Below are 22750 nucleotides of genomic sequence, written 5' to 3' on the forward strand. Positions count from 1 at the left end.
CCTCTAAGGGACCAAGCGATAGTTTGGGTAGGGAGCTTCGTGCATCGCGCGGATGACGTGCTGTTCGATCTCGACACAGGTCTCCTCATATTCCCGCACCAGCCTCAGATTGAACTGTCGCCTGCGGAGGCGATCACGCGCTTCCACCGCCATCTGATAGGCCTCGAAAAGCTCGAGCTGCCACGGGTCACGCGCCTTCATGATCAGCGTGCGCATTTGCGGCAGACGCATAGCCAAGCGCCTGCGCCCAGCTTCCCGGCGGCTGGATCGTGTCATCTCCCTCGGTCTCCTGCCCGTACCCCAGTATAACGGCCCTTCGATCCGAGAATAGAGCAGGCGACGAATAATGAAATGGGTTCCGGACCAAGGGCCGGCCTCCCTCAGACTGAGGTCCGGGGCCTGGAACGACGTCGTGCCCAGCTAGTTGCTTTGGCAGCGGCAGGAAGGCCGCGTTGAAAGAGAAGGAGGAAAAGATGCTCTTCAAGCTTATCGCAGGCGCCGCAACTGCCATGGCCGTGATGTCGGGCCTAGCATTCGCCCAGTCCTCGACCGTTAATGGCGCGGCAGGTGGCGCAATCACCGGAGCCATCGTCGGAGGTCCGGCCGGCGCTGCTATCGGCGGTGTTGCGGGCGCAGTCGTCGGCACGGCGATTGATCCGCCCCCGGCAAAGGTCGTCACCTATGTCCGCGAGGCTCCGGCACCATCGGCACGCGTAGTCGTGAAGGAAAAGGTGGTCGTCGGTCAGCCTCTGCCGGAAACGGTCGTTGTGACACCCGTTCCGGACGATCCGACATATGCCTACGCGGTGGTCAATGACGAGCGTGTCATTGTCGAGCCGTCGTCCCGCAAGGTGATCCAGGTAATCAAGTGACGTAACTGTCTACGTGGCTCGACCGCGTCTTCCTTTCGCAAATCATTTTGAGATCAGCCGCACGATCGACGGCAACGTCGTCGTGCGGCCGCCGGAATTGAGGAGAGGGAACATGATCTATTCCGAAGAGAAATCCACTGGTCTCGCCGTGCCGCTGATCGCCATCCTGCTCGCAATCACCGGCATCATCGCCGTGCTTGTCGGCACCGGCGGCCACAGCAGCGCAGGGACTCGCGTCTGGGTTCCCCAGGCACAGCAGCAGGAGGCGGGCCAATGAACGCAATTGCGACCGTCGCCTTCGGCATCGTCAGCTCGGTTGGCGCCTGCATGGCCGCGGCATCCGTTGCCTCGCACGTCATGGCGGATTACGAACCTCACGCTTTCATGGACCTTGCCGCGCGCGATCTATGGACGACGAGACCGGTGAAAATCGATCCTCGACAACAGCATTATGAGCGAATACCGCCTGTCTATTCCAGCTATGTCACCGAGGCGCCGGCGGCCATCGCATCAAAGGCGGCCTCGCAACCCGCTCGCCCGTCGACCGAACTTCATAGGCAGCAGCCGAAATATGCCATCGAGCATCTGTCCTGGTGCGCGCAGCGTTATCGTTCCTTCGATCCTGCGACCAACAGCTACCGATCCTATAGCGGCGAGACCCGCGTGTGCTCTTCGCCCTTTCAGCAGAAGATTGCCGAAAGTCAGGATGGCGGCAGCACGAGAGTGAATGCGCAGGCGGCAGCCCGATGCGCCGCCCGCTACAGATCATATCGACCGGAAGACAATACATATCAGCCATGGCAAGGGCGGCGACGAAGCTGCGACATGTCGGATCTGGTCGCGAGGAGCGATTAACCATGCCGGGCAAGGCGTACGAAATCGCATCGAATTGGCTAGCCAGACTAAAGTCCGTGTTGTAATCGCAGCGGTTGTGATATCCGGTTGTATTTGAGGGCGGAGAGCGGGGATGGCGACGACGCTATTAGCAGAAATCCACCGGGCGCAGACAAGGCTTCCGTTCCTGAGCGGTGCGGAGCGGGGCGCCCTGATCGTTCGCATTCTTCGAGAGTTGAAAATGCTTCGTCGGGATGTCCTCGCAAACGTGCCGGCCGATCGTTGCGTTTGGATCGACAAGCTCATCGCGTCGGTTTCTTCGACGGTATCGGAAATCGTGAAGATGCCGGATGCCGAGTTTCACCGTGTCTTGAACGAGTTCGAAAAGCTCATGGCGACGCTTCACAATATTTCGCACCCGAAGAAGCCGTCGAAGACGGTTCACTAGCTCTGCTTCGGATCCTCGCTGGGGTTTGCGAGAAAAAGGGCGCGGATCGGCTCCCCAAGTTCGGTGATCCTGCCATATCAGCTACGCGGCAGGTCATTGCACTAGAAACCGATCCCGGTGCGGGAGCGTTCCTTCCATATGAGCGAAACAAAATCTTCCGCTTCCCAGGGCGAGGTGCCGCCCGGTGACGATGAGCCGAAGCCTGGGGCGGAGGTTTCCTTCCCTTACGACAGGATGACCGTCGACCAATTCCGGACACAATTCCCTCGCGCCCGCTGGAACGACGTCCGGAAAGCCTGGTTCGTTCCCGGACGAACGGCGTCCCGCCGCATTGGACGATGGCTTGCCAAGCTGGAAGCAGAAGCCGACGCGCATGCGGATGCAAAGGGGCGCGATGCCTTCGCCTTCGATCCTATTGACAGTCCATATCTGGAACTCGGGAAGGCGGGCTTTCGAATCCGCACGCCCTATTCAAAGACCGTCGTCGACGAGCTTCGCGTTGTGCCGTTCTCGCGATGGGACAGCGACCTTCGAGTTTGGCATGTGCCCTTTCGATCCTATGACGAACTGAGACGCAGATGGCCCGACATCGAAGCGGCGGCTCGAAGGAACGAACCGGAGGAGAGACGACGGCGTGCCGGGGAGCGGAAAGGCACCGAACAGGATATGCTTAGCAAGCTCCGCTCCGCGGAACGAAAGCGCCGCCGTTACCCGCTTCCGGCCGACGACTTGCCGCCGATAGGACGTCCGGTGGCCACCTCGTATGGGATCGTTGTCTTCACTCATGTCACCGGCGAGCTGGTCGCTCCGGGTCTTGTCGCGGATTTCTATCCCGGCGTCACCGAGGATTATCTCTGGGGGTATTGGCGGGTGCCGACATTCGACGAACTTGTTCGCACGTGGCCCGCGAAAACGCTTCCCCTGGGGGATGCCAAATGGTGGCAGCCGACGATCGAAGAACTGAGACCCGCCCGCCGCGCGGCAAGATCACGCGAAGCCAGGAAGCAAGCGAAGACGCCGTGACGCTCAGCCTCCCGCTTTGTCCGCCGACGTGTAGCGGATGCCGTCCCGGCGATGTCTTGTCAGTGTGGGAACAAATTCCCACGTCGCCCATTTGTCGTCCATGAAAACAGCCCTGCCGATGTCGCTCCTCGCTCTAGCCCTCTCCGTTGGCGGCGCCCTCGCGCGGGAGCTTCGACCCGAAACGATCAATGCCGCTTCGATTGCCGACATCGGGAATGGAAAGCCGTCGCCCGCAGATCCAGACCCGGCGATCGTGCGCCTTCAGGTCCTGCTAGACCGTGCCGGCTCGTCTCCCGGTGTGATCGACGGCCTCGCCGGTGAGAACGTCAACAAGGCGGTGGCTGGGTTCGAGGCGATGAACAAGCTCCCCGTCGATGGCAGGCCAGATCCAGATGTCGTCTCCCACTTGGAAGACAATTCGCCCATCATCGAGAGCTATGTCGTTTCACCGGAGGATGCCACGGGACTTGTCGACAGGATTCCCGATGATTACGGCGAGAAGGCAAAGATGCAGAGCCTCGGCTATACCAGCGTTGCGGAGAAGCTGTCCGAGCGCTTCCACATGAATATCGATCTGTTGAACGCGCTCAACCCGGGCTCGCAGTTCGCGCCCGGCGACAGGGTGTGGGTCGTTAATCCCGGCCCGCCCAGGCAAGGCAAGGTCAAGAGTATCGAGGCTGACAAGAACACAGGGCAGGTGCTGGCCTATGGCGAAGATGGATCGCTGCTTGCCGTCTATCCCGCGACGATCGGAAGCGAGGACAACCCGGCGCCTTCAGGAAAGCACAAGGTCAAGGGCGTCGCGAGAATGCCGGTTTATCGATATGATCCAAAGCGCAACTTCAAACAGGGAAAGAACGACAAGGTCTTGACGATCCCCAAGGGACCGAATGGTCCTGTCGGCAGCGTCTGGATCGACCTGACCGAGCCGACCTATGGCATACACGGGACGCCGGAGCCGAAGCTCATCGACAAGGTCGGTTCGCATGGTTGCGTGCGGCTGACGAATTGGGACGCCGAAGAGTTGGCCGACATGGTCAAGCCGGGAGTGCTCGTCGATTTCGTCAACCGCAGTCCGGCCGCGCCGAAGTGAAGCATAGGGTTTGCCGAATACTCATACGCTCCCTCCGCGTCGGGATCACGAAGCCTTGGCTTCGAAAGCCGGGGCGAAATCACCAAGCGATTTCGCCTTGAGGATCGCGCCGCCAATATCCTGCTCCACGATCGCCTCGAGATCGGCAAAGCTGTCGATGACATAGTAGATCGGCTGGAGGATATCGATGCGGTAGGGTGTCCTGAGCACGCTCATCAAGTCGAACGGCCGGAATTCGCAGGAAGTGCCTTCCGTTGCCGCCTTCGCCTCGCTCGGCGACGAGACGATGCCCGCGCCGAAGCAGCGGCGGCCTTGCGGCGTATTGATCAGGCCGAATTCGACGGTGAACCAGAAAATCCGGAACAGGTGCCATGAATAGCCTTTGCCGAGGCGCATGGCGGTTTCGCCGAAATGCCGGACGAAACTGGCGTAGCTCTGATTGGTCAGCAACGGGCAATGGCCGAACACCTCGTGGAACAGGTCCGGTTCCTCGATATAATCGATGTGCTCGCGGCGGCGCAGGAAGGTCGCCAGCGGGAATTTGCCTTGTGACAGAAGTTCATAAAAGCGCGAAGGCGGGATGAGCGCCGGCACGCCTTCGACGCCGAAGCCGGTGGTTTCGTTCAGGCGCCTGTTCACGTCGCGAAGCTGGGGCACTTTTTCCGGCTTGAGCCCAAGCAGTTTGACGCCGTCAAGATATTCCTGGCAAGCCGTGTTGGCCAAGAGCTTCATCTGACGCCGGTAGAGTTCACCCCAGATCGCATCTTCTTCGGGACTGTAGTCGTATAGCCCGTCCGGGCCGGGCAGTTTGGCGGTGTAGCTGCTTTCTTTGGTCATCGACTGATCTCCCGGGAATGGCGATTTCGCTGCCATTATGCTCCGTGTTCGGCGGATTTTCTTTTCTTTCGTCTCGGCCATGGCCATACTGGTGGCAAATATTCTCGATTGTGGTGGCAGAAATGAAAGAACCTGAGAAATTCCGCCGCAAGCTTCTGCAGCTCATCCAGGCCGATGGCACTCTGTCGCTGGCGGATCTGGCGGAAAAGGCCGGCATGTCGCAGAGCTCGGCCTGGCGTAAGATCCAGGAACTGGAGGCTGACGGCGTCATCCGCAAGCGCGTGACATTGCTCGATCCCGGCAAACTCGATCTCAAGCTCTGCGTGATTGCACACGTCACGCTGGAGGATCACCATGAGGAGGCAGTGGCTTCTTTCGCTTCAGTGGTGCTGGAGCGGCCGGAGATCATGGAGTGCTATGCCTTGTCGGGCGCGTTCGATTACATGCTGAAGATAAGGTCGAGGGACGTGGAAAGCTACGAAGCGTTCATGACCCGCTATCTCATGCGCAATCCGCATGTGCGCACCGTCGTATCGAGCTTCGTCTTGCGCGAACTGAAATTCTCGACTGAGTTGCCGCTCTGACCTTTGCCGCCAGAGGACCCCGCAGCTCAGCGTGTGCCATCGCCGTGCCAACTGCCCGGCATGCGCAGCGGAAAGCCCTCGAATGTCTTCAGCGTGTCGAGCACGATTGACGTCTTCACATGCTGCACCGACTCGTGCGGCAGGAGAACGTCGTTGACGAATTTCGAGAGGTCGGCGAGCCCGCGCGTTGCCACTTTCAGATGATAATCCATTTCGCCGGTGAGCGCATAGGCTTCCAGGACCTCCGGCAGCCCGTTGATCAATTGAGAAAACCTGCGGGCATTATCTCGGTTATGGGTGGCGAGCGTCACTGAAATGACCACCAGCATGTCCAGGCCGAGTTTTTCGCGATCGAGATAGGCCCGGTAGCTGCGGATATAGCCCTCGGCTTCTAACCGCGTGCGCCGGCGTGAGCATTGCGACGGTGAAAGGGCAATGCGGTCGCCCAGCTCGTTGTTCGTCAGCCTGCCGTCCTTTTGAAGTTCTTCGAGCAAGCGCATATCCAATTTGTCCAGCTGTTCATCCATTGCGCAAAATCCAGGAAATACTCACGAACCGTGCATAATATGTTCTTTGGATATAAAGAATGCAAGAACTTTGCGCGTGTTTTGGGCCATAGTTTGCATAGAAGATGCAATCTCCTCTGGAGGAAAAGAAAATGGGTCCTTTCCCGCATGATGCGCCTCCGTCGGAAATCACCGCCGACAATCCAGCCGGCACCGACGGCTTCGAATTCGTCGAATTCGCTCACCCCGAGCCTGAGAAGCTCAGCGAGCTCTTCACACGCATGGGCTATGCCGCGGTCGCCAGGCACAAGACAAAAGACATCACCGTCTGGCGCCAGGGCGACATCAACTATGTCCTCAATGCCGAGCCCGACAGCCATGCCGCCCGCTTCGTCACAAAGCATGGTCCCTGCGCCCCTTCGATGGCCTGGCGGGTGGTCGATGCCAAGCACGCCTTCGATCACGCCGTGTCGAAAGGCGCCGTGCCCTATGAAGGCAATGACAAGGTGCTCGACGTTCCCGCGATTATCGGCATTGGCGGCTCGCTGCTTTATTTCGTCGAGACCTATCGGGCAAAGGGATCAGCTTACGAGGCCGAGTTCGATTGGCTTGGCGAGCGCAATCCCAATCCCGCCGGGATCGGCTTTTATTACCTCGACCATCTCACTCACAATGTCTTCCGCGGCAACATGGACAAGTGGTGGGATTTCTACCGCAATCTGTTCAATTTCAAGCAGATCCACTTCTTCGACATCGATGGGCGCATCACCGGTCTGGTCAGCCGCGCCATCACCTCGCCCTGCGGCAAAATCCGCATCCCGTTGAATGAATCGAAGGACGACACCAGCCAGATCGAGGAATATCTGAAGAAGTACCGGGGCGAGGGCATTCAGCACATCGCCGTTGGAACGGAGGATATTTACGAAGCGACCGACCGCCTGGCCGATAATGGCCTGCGCTTCATGCCGGGGCCTCCCGAGACCTATTACGACATGTCCTATGAACGGGTGAACGGCCATAGCGAGCCGGTCGACCGCATGAAGAAGCACGGCATCCTGATCGACGGCGAAGGCGTGGTAAACGGCGGCATGACAAAGATCCTGCTGCAGATCTTCTCCAAGACGGTGATCGGCCCGATCTTCTTCGAATTCATCCAGCGAAAGGGCGATGAGGGCTTCGGCGAAGGCAATTTCCGGGCGCTTTTCGAGTCGATCGAGGCCGATCAGATCAAGCGTGGTGTCATCGGCACGGCAGCGGAGTAAACTCTACGGCGCAGTGGAGTTCTCGGGGAGGAGTTGAGATGGACCAGACATCGATCCAGGCTGCCGACGCGGAAGCGACGACGGCAAGCACACTGAAATATATGCCGGGCTTCGGCAACGATTTCGAGACGGAGTCGCTGCCCGGCGCCTTGCCGCAGGGCCAGAACAGCCCGCAGAAATGCAATTACGGTCTTTATGCCGAACAGCTTTCCGGCTCGCCCTTCACCGCGCCGCGCGGCACGAATGAAAGATCCTGGCTATATCGCATTCGCCCTAGCGTGCGTCACACCCGCCGCTTCTCGAACGTCTCCTATCCGCTCTGGAAAACCGCGCCCTGCCTGGACGAACATTCGCTGCCTCTCGGCCAGCTTCGCTGGGATCCCATCCCCGCGCCTGAGGAGAAGCTGACCTTCCTGGAAGGAGTGCGGACGATGACCACGGCAGGCGATGCCGTGACTCAGGTCGGCATGTCGGCGCATGCCTATGTTTTCAACGAAGACATGGTCGACGATTATTTCTTCAACGCCGACGGCGAACTGCTGATCGTGCCGCAGCTCGGCGCCATCAGAGTGTTCACCGAAATGGGCATCATGGACGTCGAGCCCTTGGAAATATGCCTCGTTCCCCGTGGCATGATGTTCAAGATCACGACAGTCGGCGAGCAGGCGGTTTGGCGCGGCTATATCTGCGAGAACTACGGCGCGAAATTTACGCTGCCGGACCGCGGACCGATCGGCGCCAACTGCCTGGCGAACCCGCGCGACTTCAAGACGCCTGTCGCCGCTTTCGAGGACAAGGAAAAAACCTGCCGCGTCCATGTGAAATGGTGCGGCAAATTCTATGTCACTGAAATCGGCCACTCGCCCCTTGATGTGGTTGCCTGGCACGGCAACTACGCGCCCTACAAGTACGACTTGCGGACGTTTTCGCCGGTTGGCGCCATCAGCTTCGATCATCCCGACCCGTCGATCTTTTCGGTTCTGACTGCGCCTACCGAAGATGCAGGCACGGCGAATGTCGATTTCGTGATCTTTCCGCCGCGGTGGCTGGTCGCCGAGCACACCTTCCGCCCGCCCTGGTACCACCGCAACATCATGAGCGAGTTCATGGGCCTGATCCATGGCCAGTATGACGCCAAGGAGGAGGGCTTCGTGCCAGGGGGGATCAGCTTGCACAACATGATGCTTCCCCACGGACCTGATGCGCTCGCCTTCGAAAAGGCATCCAATGCCGAGCTTAAAGCGGTGAAGCTCGATCACACCATGGCCTTCATGTTCGAGACCCGCTACCCACAGCAGCTGACCAAATATGCAGCCGAGCTCGAAACGCTGCAGGATGATTATCTCGAATGCTGGGACGGATTGGAACGCAAGTTCGACGGGACACCGGGCATCAAGTGACAGGATCGGCGAAGCTTCCTCCGGCATTGGAATTGACAGATGAAACTTGCGACTTTGAAGGATTCCACCAGGGACGGCCGCCTCGTCGTCGTGTCCCGCGATCTGACCCGCTGTTCGGAGGTGGGCCACATCGCCCGCACCCTGCAGGCGGCGCTCGATGACTGGGAGCATGTCGCTCCGAGGCTTCGGCTGGTTGCCGAAGGCATCGAGACGGGAGCTCAGCCGACCATGCGGTTTCACGAACATGACGCCGCATCGCCTTTGCCGCGGGCGTATCAATGGGCCGATGGTTCCGCCTACGTCAACCATGTGGAACTGGTGCGTAAGGCGCGCGGAGCCGAGATGCCGGCGAGCTTCTGGACCGATCCACTGATGTATCAAGGCGGTTCGGACGGTTTTCTTGCGCCGCGCGATCCAATCCTGATGGAGGACGAAGCCTATGGGATAGACATGGAAGGAGAGGTTGCCGTCATCACCGGCGACGTCGCCATGGGGGCGAGCCCGGAAGCCGCCCGCCGCGCCATTCGTCTGGTGATGCTCGTCAACGACGTGTCGCTGCGCGGCCTGATCCCGGAGGAGCTGGCCAAGGGGTTTGGCTTCTTCCAGTCCAAGCCGGCCTCTGCATTCTCGCCCGTCGCGGTGACGCCGGACGAGCTCGAAGAGGCGTGGGATGGCGGCAAGCTGCACTTGCCTCTGCTTGTGAGCCTGAACGGCAGACTATTCGGCAAGGCGAATGCCGGCATCGACATGACATTCGATTTCGGCCAACTGCTCGCCCATGCGGCCAAGACCCGCCACCTCGTGGCCGGAACGATTATCGGCTCCGGCACGGTCTCTAACAAGCTCGACGGCGGCCCCGGCAAGCCCGTGGAAGCGGGAGGAGACGGCTATTCCTGCATTGCCGAACTGAGGATGATTGAGGCCATCGAGAGCGGTGAGGCGAAGACGCCCTTCATGAAGTTCGGCGACCGGGTCCGCATCGAGATGAGGGATCATGCCGGCCATTCTATCTTCGGCGCGATCGAGCAGACCGTCGGAAAATACGAGGGAGCCGACCCGCGATGAGGGAGGTGGTTCTCTACGACTATTGGAGATCGTCGGCGAGTTACCGCGTCCGAATCGCGCTCAACCTGTTGGATATTGACTATCGGACGATTCCGATCAACCTGCTGGACGGCGCGCATAAGGCGGCGGATTATCTCAGGCTCAACCCGCAGGGCCTCGTGCCGACATTGGTGATTGATGGCAAAACGCTGACGCAGTCGCTGGCGATCATCGAGTATCTCGCCGAGCTTCGGCCGGAATACGGATTGCTGCCGTCGGACGGCCTCGACCGCCAGCATGTGCGTGCGCTTTCATATGCGATCGCCATGGACATCCATCCGATCTGCAACCTGCATGTCGTCTCGCATCTTAAGACGCTGACCGACAAGGCCGAGGCTCGCGAGGAATGGATGAAGCATTTCATCGGCGATGGACTTCGCAAGCTGGAGATCATGCTCGGCGAATCCTATAGCGCGTTCAGCTTTGGCGGCAAGCCAACGATGGCGGACCTCTGTCTCGTTCCCCAAGTCTACAATGCCCGCCGCTGGGGAGTGGATATGACCACTTTCAGTCGCATCGCCGACATCGACGCCAGATGCGCCGAACTCCCCGCCTTCCAGGCAGCGCATCCGGATCGCGTAAAACCGTAGTAACTACTCGTCTCGCCACGAAGAGAATATCGCAGCCTGGCCCAACAGCTTGCCCGCTTCATCGATGAGTTGCCAGACAGTGAAGTTGTCGACCCAGAAACGGCGGCGCGATTTCGCGACCCTGAGGCCGCGTCCGTTGTCGACGAAACCATCGCGCGTGACGGCATCGAGCAGCCGCTGGCGTTCGGCGCGATCAGGCTGCTCGGCCGAAAGTCGCGACGGCAGCAAGATGAATTCGTCCCAGCTATATTCGAAGCAGTTCTGCGCAGTCCTGTTTGCATAGATGAAGCGCGGGTCGGGCAGGGTATTGTGGGCGAGGACCACGAAAGGCGCATGATTGTAGAGCCAGTCCGGCCCTTGCCCACCCTCGATAAGAGCGCGGCCGACGATGCGCTGGTAGCTGCCGGTAAGAAGAGAGAAGAAATCGGGATCATTCTTCAGGTCGAGGGCGTGATTGTCATAGGTAGAAGTCACGAACGGCCTCGTGGTCAAATGTGTCGGTGCAGGCGACATAGCCAATATCGATTGCAGGCGTCTATGACGCCTTCGGGACTGCGAAGGGCCGGCATTTACCTTGTCTCATCACTTCTGATTGTGACGCTTGCCAGAAGATCGCCCTTGTGCATTGATCTTGAGCTGCTGGGGCAGCTGTCAACATTCTCTGCGAAGCTATTGTTGTTCGGACCGTAATTGGCATGGGCAAGGGACCCGATACGCTGCGGGCGTGCAAACGGCGCGACGAACTCGGTCCGCTGCTCAATCGCGCCGACTGGTGCTACTGGGAGTGGCACAAATGCGATGCCAACTCTCGGAGGTACGCAGAGTAGATATTGCCGGTCTGCAGGCAGCGACCGCAAAGTTCGGCAGCTTGCCTGAAGGAAAAGATCGGTGAAAACTCACATTCCTCAGTGAGGCCGAGCATGTCGGAAGATGAGCATGCCCCATCGAATGCTGTCTTTTCGGGATCCGATGAGCCCGAGAAGCCCGCTGAGCGCTTTAAACTCGGCCTCTGCCTTTCGGGCGGCGGCTATCGGGCCATGCTTTTCCATGCGGGATCGCTCGCGAGGCTCAACGAGGCTGGTCTTCTGGCGAAGCTCGATATGATTTCATCTGTCTCTGGCGGATCTATCGCATCTGGTCTGTTGGCCTATGTGTGGCCACGGCTGGTGTTCCAAAACGACGTCGCCGTCAACTTCAGGACGGAATACGTGGATCGCATTCTCGCCTTCAGCCAGGTGTTTGCGGATGGACCGAGCTTCCTGAAAGGGGTGTTCAATCCGTTCTCGAGCGCGGCCGAGGAAGCCGCCAAACTCTATGAGCGACATCTATTCGATGGAAAGTCGCCAACCCTCAGAGATCTTCCACGCTCGCCCTGGTTCGTATTTTGTTCCAGCAATCTCAGCACTGGTTCGCTCTTCCGAATGTCGAACCGCTATATCGCGGATTACCGGATCGGGGTGTCGTTTCATCCCGCACTTTCGCTCGCGACCGCGGTTGCCGCTTCGGCGGCGTTCCCTCCCGTGCTGTCGCCGCTGCGATTGGAGCTGTCGCAGTTCCCCTGGAAAAGAGAAAAGCTCGATGACACCGTTGGCGATCCCGTTGCGCCGGAAAGGGCCATATTGAGCGACGGCGGCGTTTACGACAATCACGGCATCGAGCCGGCGCTGAAACGCTGCGAATGCCTGCTCGTCAGCGACGCCGGCGCGCCTTGGCGGACGTCCACCCGCGGATACTGGAACTATCTCTCCCAGCTCAACCGGGTGGTCGATACGATGGACAATCAGGTGCGGTCGTTAAGGCGGCGAGACCTGATCGGCGGCTTCAAGGCTGCAAAACGAGCCGAGACCCTCGGTCTCGACGATTTCTCGAAATCGGCTCTGCGCGCAAGAACGCGCGGCGTCTATTGGTCGATCGACAGCAAGGATGCCGAGCTCAAGCCATATGCCTCTTACACGCTGCCGGAGTCATCGGTCGTTCCCTCCGAGATCGGCACCTACCTTCATTTCCTCGGAGCGAGAGAAACGGAGCATCTGACGAACTGGGGGCACTACGTGTGCGATGCGATGCTCAACCGGTTCTATCCAGCACCCCTGGCCCCCTCGTCCGGACCGCCGTTGTCCGCCGGGGCCGTGAAGCCGTCTTGGGGGGCGAGGGCGAGCAAGCGCCTGTTCGACATTCTGCCCTTTTAACAATGGCCGGAGGTGCCGGGCTACCCGACCGTGTGCCATGTCCGCCAAAGTCAACCGGAAGGTGGCCTATTATCCCAAGGATCGCGGGGTTACGAACCGCTCGAGATAACCGGTGCCCGGCGCAATCTCGTCCCATCCGTCGAGATCGAGATCGATGGCAGCAAGTCCCGCCGTCGGGAACTTTTCCCGCATGCGTCCCACGGCATCGGCATCGCCGTCCGCCACGATAAGCGAGGCCGCATTCGCCATGCCGGGATTGTGGCCAACGATGAGCAGCGTGCGGATATCAGGTTCGACGGCGCGGATCACATCGAGGATCCGCTCGGCCGACACCTCGTAGATATCAGCCGTCTCGTGTTCCGAGACCTTTTTCGAAAAGGCCCGGCGGATGAGGTTCCAGGTTTCCTGCGCCCGGCGGGCCGGCGAGACGAGGGCAAGATCGGGGATCAGCTTTTCGCGCGCCATATAGGTGCCGATGACGGGTGCTGCCTTGCGCCCGCGATCCGCCAATGGCCGTTCACGGTCGGGCACACCGTCGGGCCAGGCGGATTTGGCGTGGCGCAGAAGGATGAGGCGGTGTTTCGGCATGGGGTTGAGCGTCATTCTATCGCGAGGCCGATGTCGTCGGTTAGAGCTTCGTTTCGTGTTGACTCCCGGAGCGGTCCTGCCTTCGCTTTGTCAACATACTGAAAAGTGGCGCTTGTAAGGATTCACCCGTTGAACAGGAGCCATGCGTCGCCGCGTTGGCGTTCGACTGCGAGTACCGCCAGTAATACGATGATCACCAGCCCCATGATCACGAGCAGCCTGCTCAATGGTCTCGTGGACGTTCGAGGCCTTTATGCTGGCGCGAACATCACGATGGTGCGTAAGTAGGCCTTCCAACGGAAGTAAGGTCAACGGGCTGTTCTTTCTCAATGATCAATCTCGCATCCTACTTCGGCCTTTTTGCAGCCGCGCTCGGTGCGGCGACGATCCTGCCGATGCAGTCGGAGCCGGTGCTGGTGGGTCTTCTTCTCACAGGAAAGTTCTCCGTTCCGGCTCTGCTCGCCATCGCCAGCGTCGGCAACACGCTTGGAAGCGTCGTCAACTGGTTCTTGGGCCGCGGCATCGAAAGGTTCCGGGACCGTCGCTGGTTTCCAGTCGGCGAGGAGGCGCTCGAACGTTCGTCCCGCTGGTACCGAAAGTATGGGAAATGGACGCTGCTCCTTTCCTGGATGCCGATATTTGGAGATGCTCTCACGGTTGTCGCCGGAGTGCTCAGGGAGCCGCTGCTTCCGTTCACTATCCTCGTGTTCGTCGCCAAGACGGGCCGCTACGTCGTGCTGACGCTGGCCACGCTACAGTTCCTGGGCTGACCGCTTCCGGCGCGGAAAGACGATCCGATCCACCGTCTCGTCGCGGGCGACGAGCGTGTGCCAGGCGGCAGCGGCGAAGTGCAGCGCGACCATAGCCAATATGATCTTCGATCCGACAACGTGATAAGGGGCGATCCGGAACCAGAAGTAGCTCGCGAGGAATCCCGTGCAGGCCTGCCCGATGATCGCGGCGTAGAAGGCGTAGTGCAGCATCGTTGCCGCCCGCCCTGCCCAGGTGCTGGGTTGGTTGGTCTGAGGTGGCTGCACGACACGAAGAACCAGCCGCAGACCCATCAGCAGGCCGATCGCAATTCCTGCGTAGTTGTGGAGGTGGTGCTGGACGACGTCCCAGTACGAGGGTGTCATGCCCATGTGGACAGCGTGGTGGGTTCTCTCGATGCTGCCGCCCGTCAGATACTGGACCGGCACCAGGAGGGCGACCAGCCAGTGAAGTCCTATCTGGGCCAGCGAATAGCCGCCTTTCATCGATTCCCCCCGCACGAGAGACGCAGACTAGCCGGCAGCGGTTAATGGTTTCTGATCGGCAGGTGGCCGAAACACGAGCCGCCCGGATCACCGCTGCTTGGAACATTTCTGCTCACATATGGTTGTATGGCGGAACGGAAAACCAGCCAAATGAGACTTGGGAGCATATTCCGCTACGCGCAGGTGCTGGTCGTCGCCCTGATGATTGCGGCGAATCCTTTCGGCATCGCCACGCCCTTGGCGCCTCTCCAAGGTCGGCACTGTGCGGTCGCCGCGGAGCATCACCACCTCGGGAATTCTTGCGGACACCGGACGGCGTGCTGTTCCGCAATGCACTGCTGCCAGATACTCCCGGAACGCGATGCCATTGCGGCTCCTCGGACCGAATCCATGCGCCATGACAGTGTGCCGGAGAGCTACCGGCCGCTGCTGTTGATCCGGCCAATCGATCCTCCTCCCCGAGATTTTCCCGCCTGAGCCCAATCCATCCTCAATCATATATCGGAGCACGATCATGAACACCCTCGCCACTCTCGCTTTTTCCGCGGCTGTCGCCACTGTCTCGTTCGCAATCCTACCGCCTGCCGCTTCTGCCCAGTCGGCGATGGCCTATCCTGAGAAATGCAAGACCGAAGGCATGAAGACGGACATGTCGAAGAACGACATGTCGACGGGAGGCATGCCTATGGGCGAAATGACCGACTACCAGAAGGCGTCGATGGACGGCATGAAGGACATGCACATGAACATGATGCAAGGAATGATGAAGAAGGACGCCGACGTCTCCTTCGTCTGCGGCATGATCGCCCACCACATGGGTGCGATCAGCATGTCGGAAGTTGAACTCAAATACGGCGACAACGAAGGTGCCAGGCAGATGGCCCAGAAGATCATCGATGCCCAGAAGAAGGAGATCGAAGAGATGTCCAAATGGGTGGACAAGGAAGCAAAGTAGGAGATTCCGTCATGCATCACATATCGACCGAGATGAAGGCCTGCATCGACAATTGCCTGGCCTGCTACAGCGAATGCCTGTCGATGGCCATGGGCCATTGCCTGGAACTCGGCGGAGACCACACGAAACCCCCGCACTTCAAGCTGATGATGGCCTGCGCGGAGATCTGCCGGACCTCTGCGCATTTCATGCTGATCGGCTCGGATCACCACAAGCATGTCTGCCGGGAATGCGCCGAAATCTGCGCCCAATGCGCCGAGGACTGCGAGCGGATCGGCGACATGCAGAGCTGCGTCGAGGCCTGCCGCCGTTGTGCCGAGAGCTGCAGCAAGATGGCGGCGTGAGGGCGTCCGCCTTCGTCTTGCCCAGTTGAACACGGATATCCGTCGCAGGTGGCATGGCGACGGATTTCGGAACGCAGCATTTATGAGACAGACCGATTACGTGATCAAGTGTGGACTGGTTGCCTTGATGGGCGCGGTCTTGACAGCGGTGGCGACGCTTGCCGCCGAGGACGTCGTCGCGCTTCGGCAGGCGGACATGAAGGCTATGGCGGCGGCTGCGAAGACGATCTCGGGCATGTTTAAGGATCCCTCGAGCTACAGCGCTGCCGAGTTCAGGTGGGCCGCCGGCACCATCCGTGACAAAGCAGGGAGTGTCCTCTCCGGACACTTCACATCCGAGGCCGCCAGCCCGCAATCGAAGGCCCGTCCGAACATCCTCGATGAGCGGGATCGGTTCGATCGCATTGCGAACGACCTGCGCGACTACGCTGTCGCATTGGACGCCGCCGCGGAGAAAAATCCCGGACCGATGCCTGCCAGCATGCGTATGAAACCTGGAGAAGCCATGGGTGGCGGCCCGCTCGGTACCCAGGTCCGCGGTGAGCAGGAGCTCTCGGCGATGCCCGCGGAACACGCCTTCCACCTCATGCTCCAGACCTGTACGACCTGCCATGCCAAATTCAGGATGGAATGAGGGCGGCACTGGCATCGGAAATTGCTCGCAAAAAGTTCCAGGGTCGTGTGGAGCGAGGATGATCCAGATCTTAATGAGAGGGCTGGATTGAGGCAGCTACCGCCCGCCGTGTTCCGTCTTCAGCCCTGTGAGCCCGAAGCGGGTGTTGATCGCGGGCGATGGCGCTTCATTGCCCATATTGGCGAACTCGTCGATGATCGGGCAGTCGGGCCGCTCGTCGCCGTGGCAGTGCTTGACGAGATGCTTGAGCGTGGCCGTCATTGCGTGGATCGCCGCCGCCTTGCGCTCGAGTTCCTCGATGTGCTCGCGGGCGATGCTCTTCACGTCGGCGCTCGCTCTCGACCTATCCCGCCAGAGGGCCAGCAGCGTCTTCATCTGTTCGATGGAGAAGCCCAGGTCCCGGGCTCTGCGTATGAACCGCAGGGTGTGGATATCGTTCTCGCCGTAGGTTCGGTAGCTGGACTCCGTGCGATGCGCGGGCGTGATCAGCTTTATCTGCTCGTAGTACCGGATCATCTTGGCCGACACGCCGCTGACCTTTGCTGCTTCTCCGATGTTCATTTTGCGCTCCTGTGAATACGGAAGGTGCGCCGTCGGTGACGACGCTGTGCCTCAAAGTTGGATTCGGCGAAGGCGGAGGGCATTACCGAGGACGAATACGCTCGATATGGCCATAGCGCCGGCGGCGAAGATTGGCGAAAGCAGGGTGCCGTTGACCGGGTAGAGAATGCCGGCCGCAACTGGCACCAGGCTGGCGTTGTACACGAACGCCCAGAACAGATTTTGCTTGATGTTCCGGATAGTCGCGTGGCTCAGCTCGACGGCCCTGACGACGCTAGTGAGGTCTCCGGACATCAGCACGACGTCGGCGCTCTCAATGGCGATGTCGGTGCCTGTGCCGACGGCAAGTCCTACGTCCGCTTCCGTCAGGGCCGGGGCGTCGTTGATGCCGTCGCCGACAAAGGCGACCTTGCCGCCTTCGCGCAGCCGCTTGACGGCCTCAACCTTGCCGTCCGGCCGCACCTCCGCGATCACCCGGTCGATGCCAAGCTGGGCGGCGACAGCCTCCGCGGTGCGACGGTTGTCTCCCGTGATCATCGCCACTTCAAGGCCAAGGGCATGCAGGGACCTGATCGCCTCGGGCGTCGTCTCCTTGACGGGGTCCGACACGGCGACGATCGCCGCAAGCCTGCCGTCCACGGCGACATAGAGCGGAGATCTACCCTTGCTCGAGAGTTCTTCGGCGAGCGGGGCGAATCCTTCCACGGATACGCCCTCGCGAACCAGCGCCCGATCCGCGCCGACGAGCAGCGACCGGCCGGCTACGGATCCGTTCACACCATATCCCGGAGACGCCTCGAATCCTTCCACGCCGCCGAGCGCCAGTCCCTCTGCCTCGGCAGCCTTCACGATGGCTTCGGCGATCGGATGCTCCGACAGCGCCTCGAGGCTTGCAACCCAGGCGAGGACCTCCTCGCGCAGGAAGCCTTCGGCGACCCTGAAGTCGGTTAGCTCCGGCCTGCCCTTCGTCAGCGTTCCGGTCTTGTCCAGGGCGACGACGCGGGCCTCGCGGAGGCTCTGCAGCGCTTCGCCCTTGCGGAACAGAATTCCCAGCTCGGCCGCACGGCCCGTACCGACCATGATCGACGTCGGCGTCGCAAGGCCCATCGCGCACGGGCAGGCGATGATCAGGACGGCGACGGCGTTCACCAGTGCGAAGCTCAGCGCCGGGGAGGGGCCGAGGACCATCCAGGCGCTGAAAGTCAGCAGCGCGGCGACGATGACGGCGGGAACGAACCAGCCTGTCACCCTGTCCACCAGGGCCTGGATCGGCAGCTTGGATCCTTGCGCGGCCTCGACCATCCGGACGATCTGCGCGAGCACGGTATCGGCCCCGACCTTCGTCGCGCGAAACGTGAACGAGCCCGTCTTGTTGATCGTGCCGCCGACCACCTCGCTTCCAACGGATTTCGAGACAGGGACGGGCTCGCCGGTGATCATGGCCTCGTCGACGTAGGAATCACCAGAGACCACCGCACCGTCCACCGGAACCTTCTCTCCGGGTCGGATGCGGATCACGTCCCCGACCACGACCTCGTCGATCTCGACTTCCACGAAGTTCCCGGACCGCTCCACGAAGGCGGTCTTGGCCTGCAGGCCGAGCAGCCGCCTGATCGCCTGGCTCGTCTTTCCCTTCGCGCGGGCTTCGAGGTAGCGGCCGAGCAGTATGAGGGTCACGATGACGGCCGCCGCCTCGTAATAGACGTTCACAGTTCCTACAGGCAGGGCGACCGGGATGAATGTCGCTACGGCGGAATATGCCCAGGCCGCGGAGGTCCCGAGCACCACCAGCGAGTTCATGTCGGGAGCCAGTCGGAGGAGGCTGGGAACGCCCTTCCGGAAGAACGCCAGACCGGGCCCGAACAGGACGATGGTCGCGAGCGCGAATTGCAGGTAGAGGCTCTCCCGCATCCCGAAGGTGTCCATGACGAACTCGTGGACGCCCGGTATGAAGTGCGAGCCCATCTCGATCGCGAACAGCGGCAGAGTGAGAATGGCGGATACACCAAGTCGGACTGCGAGCGAGCGCATCTCGATATTGCGGCGGTCTGCGGCCGCGGGCTTATGCGTCTGGCCTTCGGATTTCGGCTCATATCCAGCCGTGCGGACCGCGTCCTCCAATGCGCGCACGGACGCCGCACCCGCCGCGTAGCGGACGGTCGCCTTCTCGGTCGCCAGATTGACGTCGACCACGCCAGGAACGGCTTTCATAGCGCGCTCGACCCGGGAGACACAGGAGGCGCAGGTCATGCCTTCGACAAGCATCTCCAGGGTCTCGATTCGGGCTTCGTAACCTGCGCTTTCGATGGCTTGCAGGACAGCGGCCGCGTTCACCGTGTCCTTGAATGTCACCGTCGCACGTTCAGTCGCGAGGTTCACTGACGCCGCGTCGACGCCTTGAACGGCCTTGATCGCCCGTTCCACTCTGGCCACGCACGACGCGCACGACATGCCCTCAATTCCGAACTCGGTCAGAATTGGCAACGCTGTCGATTTTTCGATCTTGGATATGGCAGTCATGGGATTGTCCCTTGTTGAACTGCACATATAGGTAATCCTTCCCATCATGGGAAGGTCAAGGTCGGGAGGTGGCGATCGCTGTCTAGTTGCCCAAAAATATGCTAGGCTCTTCTGCAATCTAGGGACGATCGATCGTTGCCCATGATGCAAGCACCAGTAGGAGTGGCGATGGAAAGTGATGTGAAGCAGCGGCAGGACCCGGCTCGAGCGCCGGCCACCGTTGCGTTCATAGATATTGCAGGATTCAGCGCCATCGCGGACGTGTATGGCGACGCGGCCGCGATTGACGTGCTTGAGGTATTCGAGAGCATGGTTCGTGACGCCCTCAGCGGCTATGAACCCCCGATAAAATGGATCGGCGACGAGGCAATGCTGTCGTTTCCTGAGCCCGATACAGCGATCCAGGTACTCGGGTCGCTGTTGCAGGCCTGCCGTAGAGAACCACGGCTACCGCTCACCCGGGCGGGGCTGAACCACGGGCCGGTCACCTGCAGAGCAGGCGATCTCTTTGGATCGACCGTCAACATCGCCGCACGAATAGCCGCGCTCGCGTCGCCCGGTCAATTGCTTGCCACTCAATCCGTTGCCGAGGCGGCTGTCGCCAGAGGTATCTTGGTGCGAGACCTCGGACTGGTGGCGCTCAGATCCGTGGCCGGAGAAATCCCTCTCTATGAGATAGAGCTTGCTCCGTCGGCTGACCCGGCCTGGATCGACCCGGTGTGCAAGATGCATGCACCGTATTCGTCCTATAGGCGGGCCGCCCCAGAGGGGCCGTGGTTTTGTTCGCCGCGCTGTGAGGAAGCATATCGACGGTCGCCGCAGACCTATGAGTCACCCAGGTGATCGTTGCGACTTCGGGGCAGAACGCCTGTCAGCCAGGTGTCCGCTGCGAAATCAGATCTGTCTGAAACTGGATGGATAACCCGCTTTCTCAATGGCCGTATTGATAGCGGCTGGATCCTTGGTCTCAACCTTCGCAGTCCTGGCCGCAAGATCGATGCTGGCGGAAGCTTCCGGGTCCGCCGTCTTGATCGCCTTCTCCACCGTGCTCGCGCAATGGCCGCAGGTCATGTTCTGGATTTCGAATTCGTACATGGTGGTCTCCAAATCGTCTAACTGACCCGATATGGGGTTTCCAACCATGGGAAGGTCAAGTGCGATCCTGCACAAAAGAGCTGCGCCGCTTCGACAGCTCTCGATAGAGCGCTTCCGGCGATACGCCGATATCGTTGGCCAGCGCCTTCCATTCTCCTTTCAACGGCAGTTCGCCGTCGTTCCATGCGAGCCAGGATTCAAGACGAGCGGCCACTGTCTTCAGGCTGGCGATCTCCGCGCGCTTCCACGCCCAGCCTTCGGCGAATTCCGGATCGCTGCGCAGGGACGCATATCGACACGCTGAAGGTGAAGGGCAGGAATTCCATTAGGCAGCTTGGCGCCGAGGGGACATTGGCCGGACTAGGAGCACTGCCCGAATGGAGCCGAAAGAAGATCGTCCGCTACAGGATCCACGTGATGGAAAGCGGTATCTGAAGGCGTTTCAACACGCCAGATCGGCGTCGCGACAACGTTGCTTTTGTGTGAGAATATCGCTTCCCTGTGTCAAGCCGGATCGATGAACGGCGATGTATCCGCCCGCACGAGAGGTCAGCGAAGCGCCACTGCCGCCACCGCGGCGGCCTGAAGCGCATTTTGGAGGAGCGGCCTTCCGGGTCCCTCAAGCCATGTGTCCAGTGTCATGAGATCCCCGAACTCCTGACGGAGCACCTTCATGTCGGCCGATCCTGCACAGCGGCCATCATCAACCAGTTCAGCCAGACGCCCAAGGAAGCGGTTCTCCGCAAGAAGGCGGTCGGGGAAGCGGTGATAAGTGACCGGTCGTTCTGCCACACGGCTCAGCACATCCTGCAGGTCCAGGCCCGTGATTTCGTCGCCGGCGATCTCCAGGGTTCGCCCGGCATAGGCGGCAGGAACGTCCAGTATGGCAGCAACGACTTTGCCGATATCGTCCACTGCGATGACCTGCATGGCCTGATCCGGCCGCATGAGGAAGTTGAATTCGCCCCGATCGAGACCCATGCCCGGTAGCATCAGCATTTCCATGAAAGAGCTGGGGCGCACGATTGTGTAACGAATGTCGAGGCTACGGATGTACTCTTCGATCTCGGTCTTGCTGTCAAAGTGGCCCATGCCCGTGATGCCCTTTCCCGCAGCGCCCACGGAGGAATAAACGAGATGGCCGACGCCCGACGCTTTGGCGAGATCGGCGACCGTCTTGCCCCAGAGAACCTCTTGTTCGTCGGATACGCCGTAGACTGAGCCCTGGCCGGAACTGGGTTGGATGCTGAAAACCGCGTCGACGTCGGACATGGCTGTTTGAATGGATCTCGGATCCGCAAGATCGCCACGACGCAGCTCAATGCCCTGGGCCGTGAGCGCCTTCGCCTTGTCGCCTTGGGGATCCCGCACAAGTGCCTTGACTACCCAGCCCTTCGTATTCAGAGCCCTTGCGAATTGCTCCGCCTTGTTGCCCCGTCGCTCCCAGCACCAGCGCCGATCTTGCTCCGCTCATCCTAAAGTTCCTTTTCGTAACTATTGATTGGCGGAAGATGGCACTGCTATATCTTTCGAACAAGACGGCACAACTTTGTGTGCCGGTCACAGGGAGGTGACTGTTGAGCAAAACGATCCACGGCAGGCCTTATCGGGAAGGTCTAAGAGGTCCGGTACTGACGCCGTGTGCGCCTAATAGCGTCCTTGCCCGGATGGGCGACAAATGGACGATCCTCGTGATGTCGATTCTGGCGATTTCTCCTGAGACATCATTGCGGTTCTCGGCGATTAAAAACGGCATCCCCAGGATCTCCCAGCGCATGCTGACACTCACTCTGCGAAACCTTGAACGCGATGGGCTGGTGAAGCGGCACTACTACCCGGAGGTGCCGCCGCGGGTGGAGTACGTGCTCACACCCGTCGGAAAGACGATGTTGCCGGCGCTCGAAGGCTTCACGTCGTGGATCCGAGAAAACTGGCAGGCGATCGAACGTTCCCGCGAGCAGTTCGACGCCGCGGAGACGTAGCTTGTTCGCTCTCCATCCCAAGCTGGATATTCGGTCTGCATAAGGCCACCGGCAGCTTTCCTGAAATTTTGCA

General features: G+C 60.3%; 28 protein-coding genes and 1 pseudogene. 18 read left to right on the top strand and 11 right to left on the bottom strand.

The features are described 5' to 3' along the window. Positions 1–3: 3 nt before the first annotated feature. Positions 4–276, bottom strand: a complete 273-nt coding sequence (locus J2J98_RS08660; protein WP_064710677.1) for a hypothetical protein — start codon at positions 274–276, stop codon at positions 4–6. 197 nt (positions 277–473) lie between these two features. Between J2J98_RS08660 and J2J98_RS08665 the strand changes: the two genes are divergently transcribed. The 6 genes from J2J98_RS08665 (at position 474) to J2J98_RS08690 (ending at position 4270) form a co-directional block, all read left to right on the top strand. Then, entirely contained in the window at positions 474–872 is a 399-nt protein-coding gene (locus tag J2J98_RS08665) for a DUF1236 domain-containing protein (protein WP_064710701.1), read from the top strand. Positions 873–984: 112 nt separating this feature from the next. Beyond that, the gene (locus J2J98_RS08670) at positions 985–1149 is read left to right on the top strand and encodes a hypothetical protein (RefSeq protein WP_207602853.1); all 165 of its coding nucleotides are present in this window, start codon (positions 985–987) and stop codon (positions 1147–1149) included. Next, on the top strand, positions 1146–1727 hold the full coding sequence (locus J2J98_RS08675; RefSeq protein WP_207602854.1) for a BA14K family protein: 582 nt from the start codon (positions 1146–1148) through the stop codon (positions 1725–1727). Before J2J98_RS08670 ends, J2J98_RS08675 begins: the two co-directional genes overlap by 4 nt. A 112-nt stretch (positions 1728–1839) precedes the next feature. Next, entirely contained in the window at positions 1840–2154 is a 315-nt protein-coding gene (locus J2J98_RS08680) for a hypothetical protein (protein ID WP_207602855.1), read from the top strand. A 138-nt stretch (positions 2155–2292) separates the two neighbouring features. After that, positions 2293–3177 (top strand): hypothetical protein, encoded by an 885-nt coding sequence (locus J2J98_RS08685; protein ID WP_207602856.1) that lies wholly within the window; start codon positions 2293–2295, stop codon positions 3175–3177. 100 nt (positions 3178–3277) lie between these two features. After that, on the top strand, positions 3278–4270 hold the full coding sequence (locus J2J98_RS08690; RefSeq protein ID WP_207602857.1) for a L,D-transpeptidase family protein: 993 nt from the start codon (positions 3278–3280) through the stop codon (positions 4268–4270). Between the two features lie 45 nt (positions 4271–4315). On the opposite strand, the gene J2J98_RS08695 is transcribed toward J2J98_RS08690, so the two are convergent. Then, complete coding sequence (locus J2J98_RS08695; protein WP_064713779.1) at positions 4316–5107, bottom strand: phenylalanine 4-monooxygenase; 792 nt, start codon at positions 5105–5107, stop codon at positions 4316–4318. A gap of 122 nt (positions 5108–5229) precedes the next feature. On the opposite strand from J2J98_RS08695, the gene J2J98_RS08700 reads away from it, so the two are divergent. Beyond that, the gene (locus J2J98_RS08700) at positions 5230–5691 is read left to right on the top strand and encodes an Lrp/AsnC family transcriptional regulator (protein WP_064710683.1); all 462 of its coding nucleotides are present in this window, start codon (positions 5230–5232) and stop codon (positions 5689–5691) included. Positions 5692–5717: 26 nt separating this feature from the next. On the opposite strand, the gene J2J98_RS08705 is transcribed toward J2J98_RS08700, so the two are convergent. Beyond that, the gene (locus J2J98_RS08705) at positions 5718–6218 is read right to left on the bottom strand and encodes an Lrp/AsnC family transcriptional regulator (protein WP_064713778.1); all 501 of its coding nucleotides are present in this window, start codon (positions 6216–6218) and stop codon (positions 5718–5720) included. A 131-nt stretch (positions 6219–6349) separates the two neighbouring features. On the opposite strand from J2J98_RS08705, the gene hppD reads away from it, so the two are divergent. Genes hppD through maiA form a run of 4 tightly spaced genes read left to right on the top strand, consistent with a single transcriptional unit; the run spans position 6350 to position 10553 of the window. Next, on the top strand, positions 6350–7459 hold the full coding sequence (gene hppD, locus J2J98_RS08710; protein ID WP_064710685.1) for a 4-hydroxyphenylpyruvate dioxygenase: 1110 nt from the start codon (positions 6350–6352) through the stop codon (positions 7457–7459). A gap of 38 nt (positions 7460–7497) precedes the next feature. Further along, positions 7498–8859 (top strand): homogentisate 1,2-dioxygenase, encoded by a 1362-nt coding sequence (gene hmgA, locus J2J98_RS08715; RefSeq protein ID WP_064710686.1) that lies wholly within the window; start codon positions 7498–7500, stop codon positions 8857–8859. 39 nt (positions 8860–8898) lie between these two features. Continuing rightward, on the top strand, positions 8899–9924 hold the full coding sequence (locus J2J98_RS08720; protein WP_064713777.1) for a fumarylacetoacetate hydrolase family protein: 1026 nt from the start codon (positions 8899–8901) through the stop codon (positions 9922–9924). Continuing rightward, positions 9921–10553 (top strand): maleylacetoacetate isomerase, encoded by a 633-nt coding sequence (gene maiA, locus J2J98_RS08725; RefSeq protein WP_207602858.1) that lies wholly within the window; start codon positions 9921–9923, stop codon positions 10551–10553. The genes J2J98_RS08720 and maiA overlap by 4 nt, the downstream gene beginning before the upstream one ends. Before the next feature lie 3 nt (positions 10554–10556). Here maiA and J2J98_RS08730 read toward each other — a convergent pair whose 3' ends face one another. After that, on the bottom strand, positions 10557–11027 hold the full coding sequence (locus J2J98_RS08730; protein ID WP_207602859.1) for an MEKHLA domain-containing protein: 471 nt from the start codon (positions 11025–11027) through the stop codon (positions 10557–10559). 446 nt (positions 11028–11473) lie between these two features. Between J2J98_RS08730 and J2J98_RS08735 the strand changes: the two genes are divergently transcribed. Continuing rightward, the gene (locus J2J98_RS08735) at positions 11474–12742 is read left to right on the top strand and encodes a patatin-like phospholipase family protein (RefSeq protein WP_207602860.1); all 1269 of its coding nucleotides are present in this window, start codon (positions 11474–11476) and stop codon (positions 12740–12742) included. Between the two features lie 69 nt (positions 12743–12811). On the opposite strand, the gene J2J98_RS08740 is transcribed toward J2J98_RS08735, so the two are convergent. Beyond that, the gene (locus J2J98_RS08740; RefSeq protein WP_207602861.1) at positions 12812–13345 is read right to left on the bottom strand and encodes a SixA phosphatase family protein; all 534 of its coding nucleotides are present in this window, start codon (positions 13343–13345) and stop codon (positions 12812–12814) included. A gap of 314 nt (positions 13346–13659) precedes the next feature. Between J2J98_RS08740 and J2J98_RS08745 the strand changes: the two genes are divergently transcribed. Beyond that, positions 13660–14100, top strand: coding sequence for a YqaA family protein (locus J2J98_RS08745; RefSeq protein WP_207602862.1), 441 nt, complete (start codon positions 13660–13662; stop codon positions 14098–14100). Here J2J98_RS08745 and J2J98_RS08750 read toward each other — a convergent pair. Beyond that, on the bottom strand, positions 14083–14586 hold the full coding sequence (locus J2J98_RS08750) for a cytochrome b (RefSeq protein ID WP_207602863.1): 504 nt from the start codon (positions 14584–14586) through the stop codon (positions 14083–14085). The two genes, J2J98_RS08745 and J2J98_RS08750, sit on opposite strands and share 18 nt — an antisense overlap. 514 nt (positions 14587–15100) lie before the next feature. Between J2J98_RS08750 and copM the strand changes: the two genes are divergently transcribed. From copM to J2J98_RS08765, 3 genes are all read left to right on the top strand, one after another. Beyond that, the gene (copM, locus tag J2J98_RS08755) at positions 15101–15541 is read left to right on the top strand and encodes a CopM family metallochaperone (RefSeq protein ID WP_207602864.1); all 441 of its coding nucleotides are present in this window, start codon (positions 15101–15103) and stop codon (positions 15539–15541) included. Positions 15542–15552: 11 nt separating this feature from the next. Next, positions 15553–15885 (top strand): four-helix bundle copper-binding protein, encoded by a 333-nt coding sequence (locus tag J2J98_RS08760; protein ID WP_064710697.1) that lies wholly within the window; start codon positions 15553–15555, stop codon positions 15883–15885. Positions 15886–15967: 82 nt separating this feature from the next. Further along, the gene (locus tag J2J98_RS08765) at positions 15968–16519 is read left to right on the top strand and encodes a cytochrome c (protein WP_207602865.1); all 552 of its coding nucleotides are present in this window, start codon (positions 15968–15970) and stop codon (positions 16517–16519) included. A gap of 96 nt (positions 16520–16615) precedes the next feature. Here J2J98_RS08765 and cueR read toward each other — a convergent pair whose 3' ends face one another. Beyond that, positions 16616–17080 (bottom strand): Cu(I)-responsive transcriptional regulator, encoded by a 465-nt coding sequence (gene cueR / locus J2J98_RS08770; RefSeq protein ID WP_138397048.1) that lies wholly within the window; start codon positions 17078–17080, stop codon positions 16616–16618. A 51-nt stretch (positions 17081–17131) separates the two neighbouring features. Then, positions 17132–19600, bottom strand: a complete 2469-nt coding sequence (locus tag J2J98_RS08775; protein ID WP_207602866.1) for a heavy metal translocating P-type ATPase — start codon at positions 19598–19600, stop codon at positions 17132–17134. Positions 19601–19768: 168 nt separating this feature from the next. On the opposite strand from J2J98_RS08775, the gene J2J98_RS08780 reads away from it, so the two are divergent. After that, positions 19769–20443: an adenylate/guanylate cyclase domain-containing protein gene (locus J2J98_RS08780; RefSeq protein WP_246569401.1), complete on the top strand. Its 675-nt coding sequence runs from the start codon at positions 19769–19771 to the stop codon at positions 20441–20443. Between the two features lie 51 nt (positions 20444–20494). Here the strand turns inward: J2J98_RS08780 and J2J98_RS08785 are convergent, their stop codons facing one another. The 3 genes and pseudogenes from J2J98_RS08785 to J2J98_RS08795 form a co-directional block, all read right to left on the bottom strand. Further along, positions 20495–20695: a heavy-metal-associated domain-containing protein gene (locus tag J2J98_RS08785; protein WP_138397230.1), complete on the bottom strand. Its 201-nt coding sequence runs from the start codon at positions 20693–20695 to the stop codon at positions 20495–20497. Positions 20696–20750: 55 nt separating this feature from the next. After that, a pseudogene (locus tag J2J98_RS08790) lies at positions 20751–20939 on the bottom strand (Crp/Fnr family transcriptional regulator); the annotation flags it as partial. 305 nt (positions 20940–21244) lie between these two features. Beyond that, positions 21245–22099, bottom strand: coding sequence for an NmrA/HSCARG family protein (locus J2J98_RS08795; RefSeq protein ID WP_246569420.1), 855 nt, complete (start codon positions 22097–22099; stop codon positions 21245–21247). A gap of 173 nt (positions 22100–22272) precedes the next feature. Here J2J98_RS08795 and J2J98_RS08800 point away from each other — a divergent pair, with 173 nt between their 5' ends. Continuing rightward, positions 22273–22677: a winged helix-turn-helix transcriptional regulator gene (locus tag J2J98_RS08800; RefSeq protein WP_207602867.1), complete on the top strand. Its 405-nt coding sequence runs from the start codon at positions 22273–22275 to the stop codon at positions 22675–22677. Positions 22678–22750 lie beyond the last annotated feature (73 nt).

Origin of the sequence: Rhizobium bangladeshense, from assembly GCF_017357245.1 — a bacterium.
GTDB lineage: Bacteria > Pseudomonadota > Alphaproteobacteria > Rhizobiales > Rhizobiaceae > Rhizobium > Rhizobium bangladeshense.

Coding starts and splice junctions, on each gene's coding strand:
- J2J98_RS08660 (WP_064710677.1), bottom strand. CDS start 276: ATGACACGATCCAGCCGCCGGGAAGCTGGGCGCAGGCGCTTGGCTATG.
- J2J98_RS08665 (WP_064710701.1), top strand. CDS start 474: ATGCTCTTCAAGCTTATCGCAGGCGCCGCAACTGCCATGGCCGTGATG.
- J2J98_RS08670 (WP_207602853.1), top strand. CDS start 985: ATGATCTATTCCGAAGAGAAATCCACTGGTCTCGCCGTGCCGCTGATC.
- J2J98_RS08675 (WP_207602854.1), top strand. CDS start 1,146: ATGAACGCAATTGCGACCGTCGCCTTCGGCATCGTCAGCTCGGTTGGC.
- J2J98_RS08680 (WP_207602855.1), top strand. CDS start 1,840: ATGGCGACGACGCTATTAGCAGAAATCCACCGGGCGCAGACAAGGCTT.
- J2J98_RS08685 (WP_207602856.1), top strand. CDS start 2,293: ATGAGCGAAACAAAATCTTCCGCTTCCCAGGGCGAGGTGCCGCCCGGT.
- J2J98_RS08690 (WP_207602857.1), top strand. CDS start 3,278: ATGAAAACAGCCCTGCCGATGTCGCTCCTCGCTCTAGCCCTCTCCGTT.
- J2J98_RS08695 (WP_064713779.1), bottom strand. CDS start 5,107: ATGACCAAAGAAAGCAGCTACACCGCCAAACTGCCCGGCCCGGACGGG.
- J2J98_RS08700 (WP_064710683.1), top strand. CDS start 5,230: ATGAAAGAACCTGAGAAATTCCGCCGCAAGCTTCTGCAGCTCATCCAG.
- J2J98_RS08705 (WP_064713778.1), bottom strand. CDS start 6,218: ATGGATGAACAGCTGGACAAATTGGATATGCGCTTGCTCGAAGAACTT.
- hppD (WP_064710685.1), top strand. CDS start 6,350: ATGGGTCCTTTCCCGCATGATGCGCCTCCGTCGGAAATCACCGCCGAC.
- hmgA (WP_064710686.1), top strand. CDS start 7,498: ATGGACCAGACATCGATCCAGGCTGCCGACGCGGAAGCGACGACGGCA.
- J2J98_RS08720 (WP_064713777.1), top strand. CDS start 8,899: ATGAAACTTGCGACTTTGAAGGATTCCACCAGGGACGGCCGCCTCGTC.
- maiA (WP_207602858.1), top strand. CDS start 9,921: ATGAGGGAGGTGGTTCTCTACGACTATTGGAGATCGTCGGCGAGTTAC.
- J2J98_RS08735 (WP_207602860.1), top strand. CDS start 11,474: ATGTCGGAAGATGAGCATGCCCCATCGAATGCTGTCTTTTCGGGATCC.
- J2J98_RS08740 (WP_207602861.1), bottom strand. CDS start 13,345: ATGACGCTCAACCCCATGCCGAAACACCGCCTCATCCTTCTGCGCCAC.
- J2J98_RS08745 (WP_207602862.1), top strand. CDS start 13,660: ATGATCAATCTCGCATCCTACTTCGGCCTTTTTGCAGCCGCGCTCGGT.
- J2J98_RS08750 (WP_207602863.1), bottom strand. CDS start 14,586: ATGAAAGGCGGCTATTCGCTGGCCCAGATAGGACTTCACTGGCTGGTC.
- copM (WP_207602864.1), top strand. CDS start 15,101: ATGAACACCCTCGCCACTCTCGCTTTTTCCGCGGCTGTCGCCACTGTC.
- J2J98_RS08760 (WP_064710697.1), top strand. CDS start 15,553: ATGCATCACATATCGACCGAGATGAAGGCCTGCATCGACAATTGCCTG.
- J2J98_RS08765 (WP_207602865.1), top strand. CDS start 15,968: ATGAGACAGACCGATTACGTGATCAAGTGTGGACTGGTTGCCTTGATG.
- cueR (WP_138397048.1), bottom strand. CDS start 17,080: ATGAACATCGGAGAAGCAGCAAAGGTCAGCGGCGTGTCGGCCAAGATG.
- J2J98_RS08775 (WP_207602866.1), bottom strand. CDS start 19,600: ATGACTGCCATATCCAAGATCGAAAAATCGACAGCGTTGCCAATTCTG.
- J2J98_RS08780 (WP_246569401.1), top strand. CDS start 19,769: ATGGAAAGTGATGTGAAGCAGCGGCAGGACCCGGCTCGAGCGCCGGCC.
- J2J98_RS08785 (WP_138397230.1), bottom strand. CDS start 20,695: ATGTACGAATTCGAAATCCAGAACATGACCTGCGGCCATTGCGCGAGC.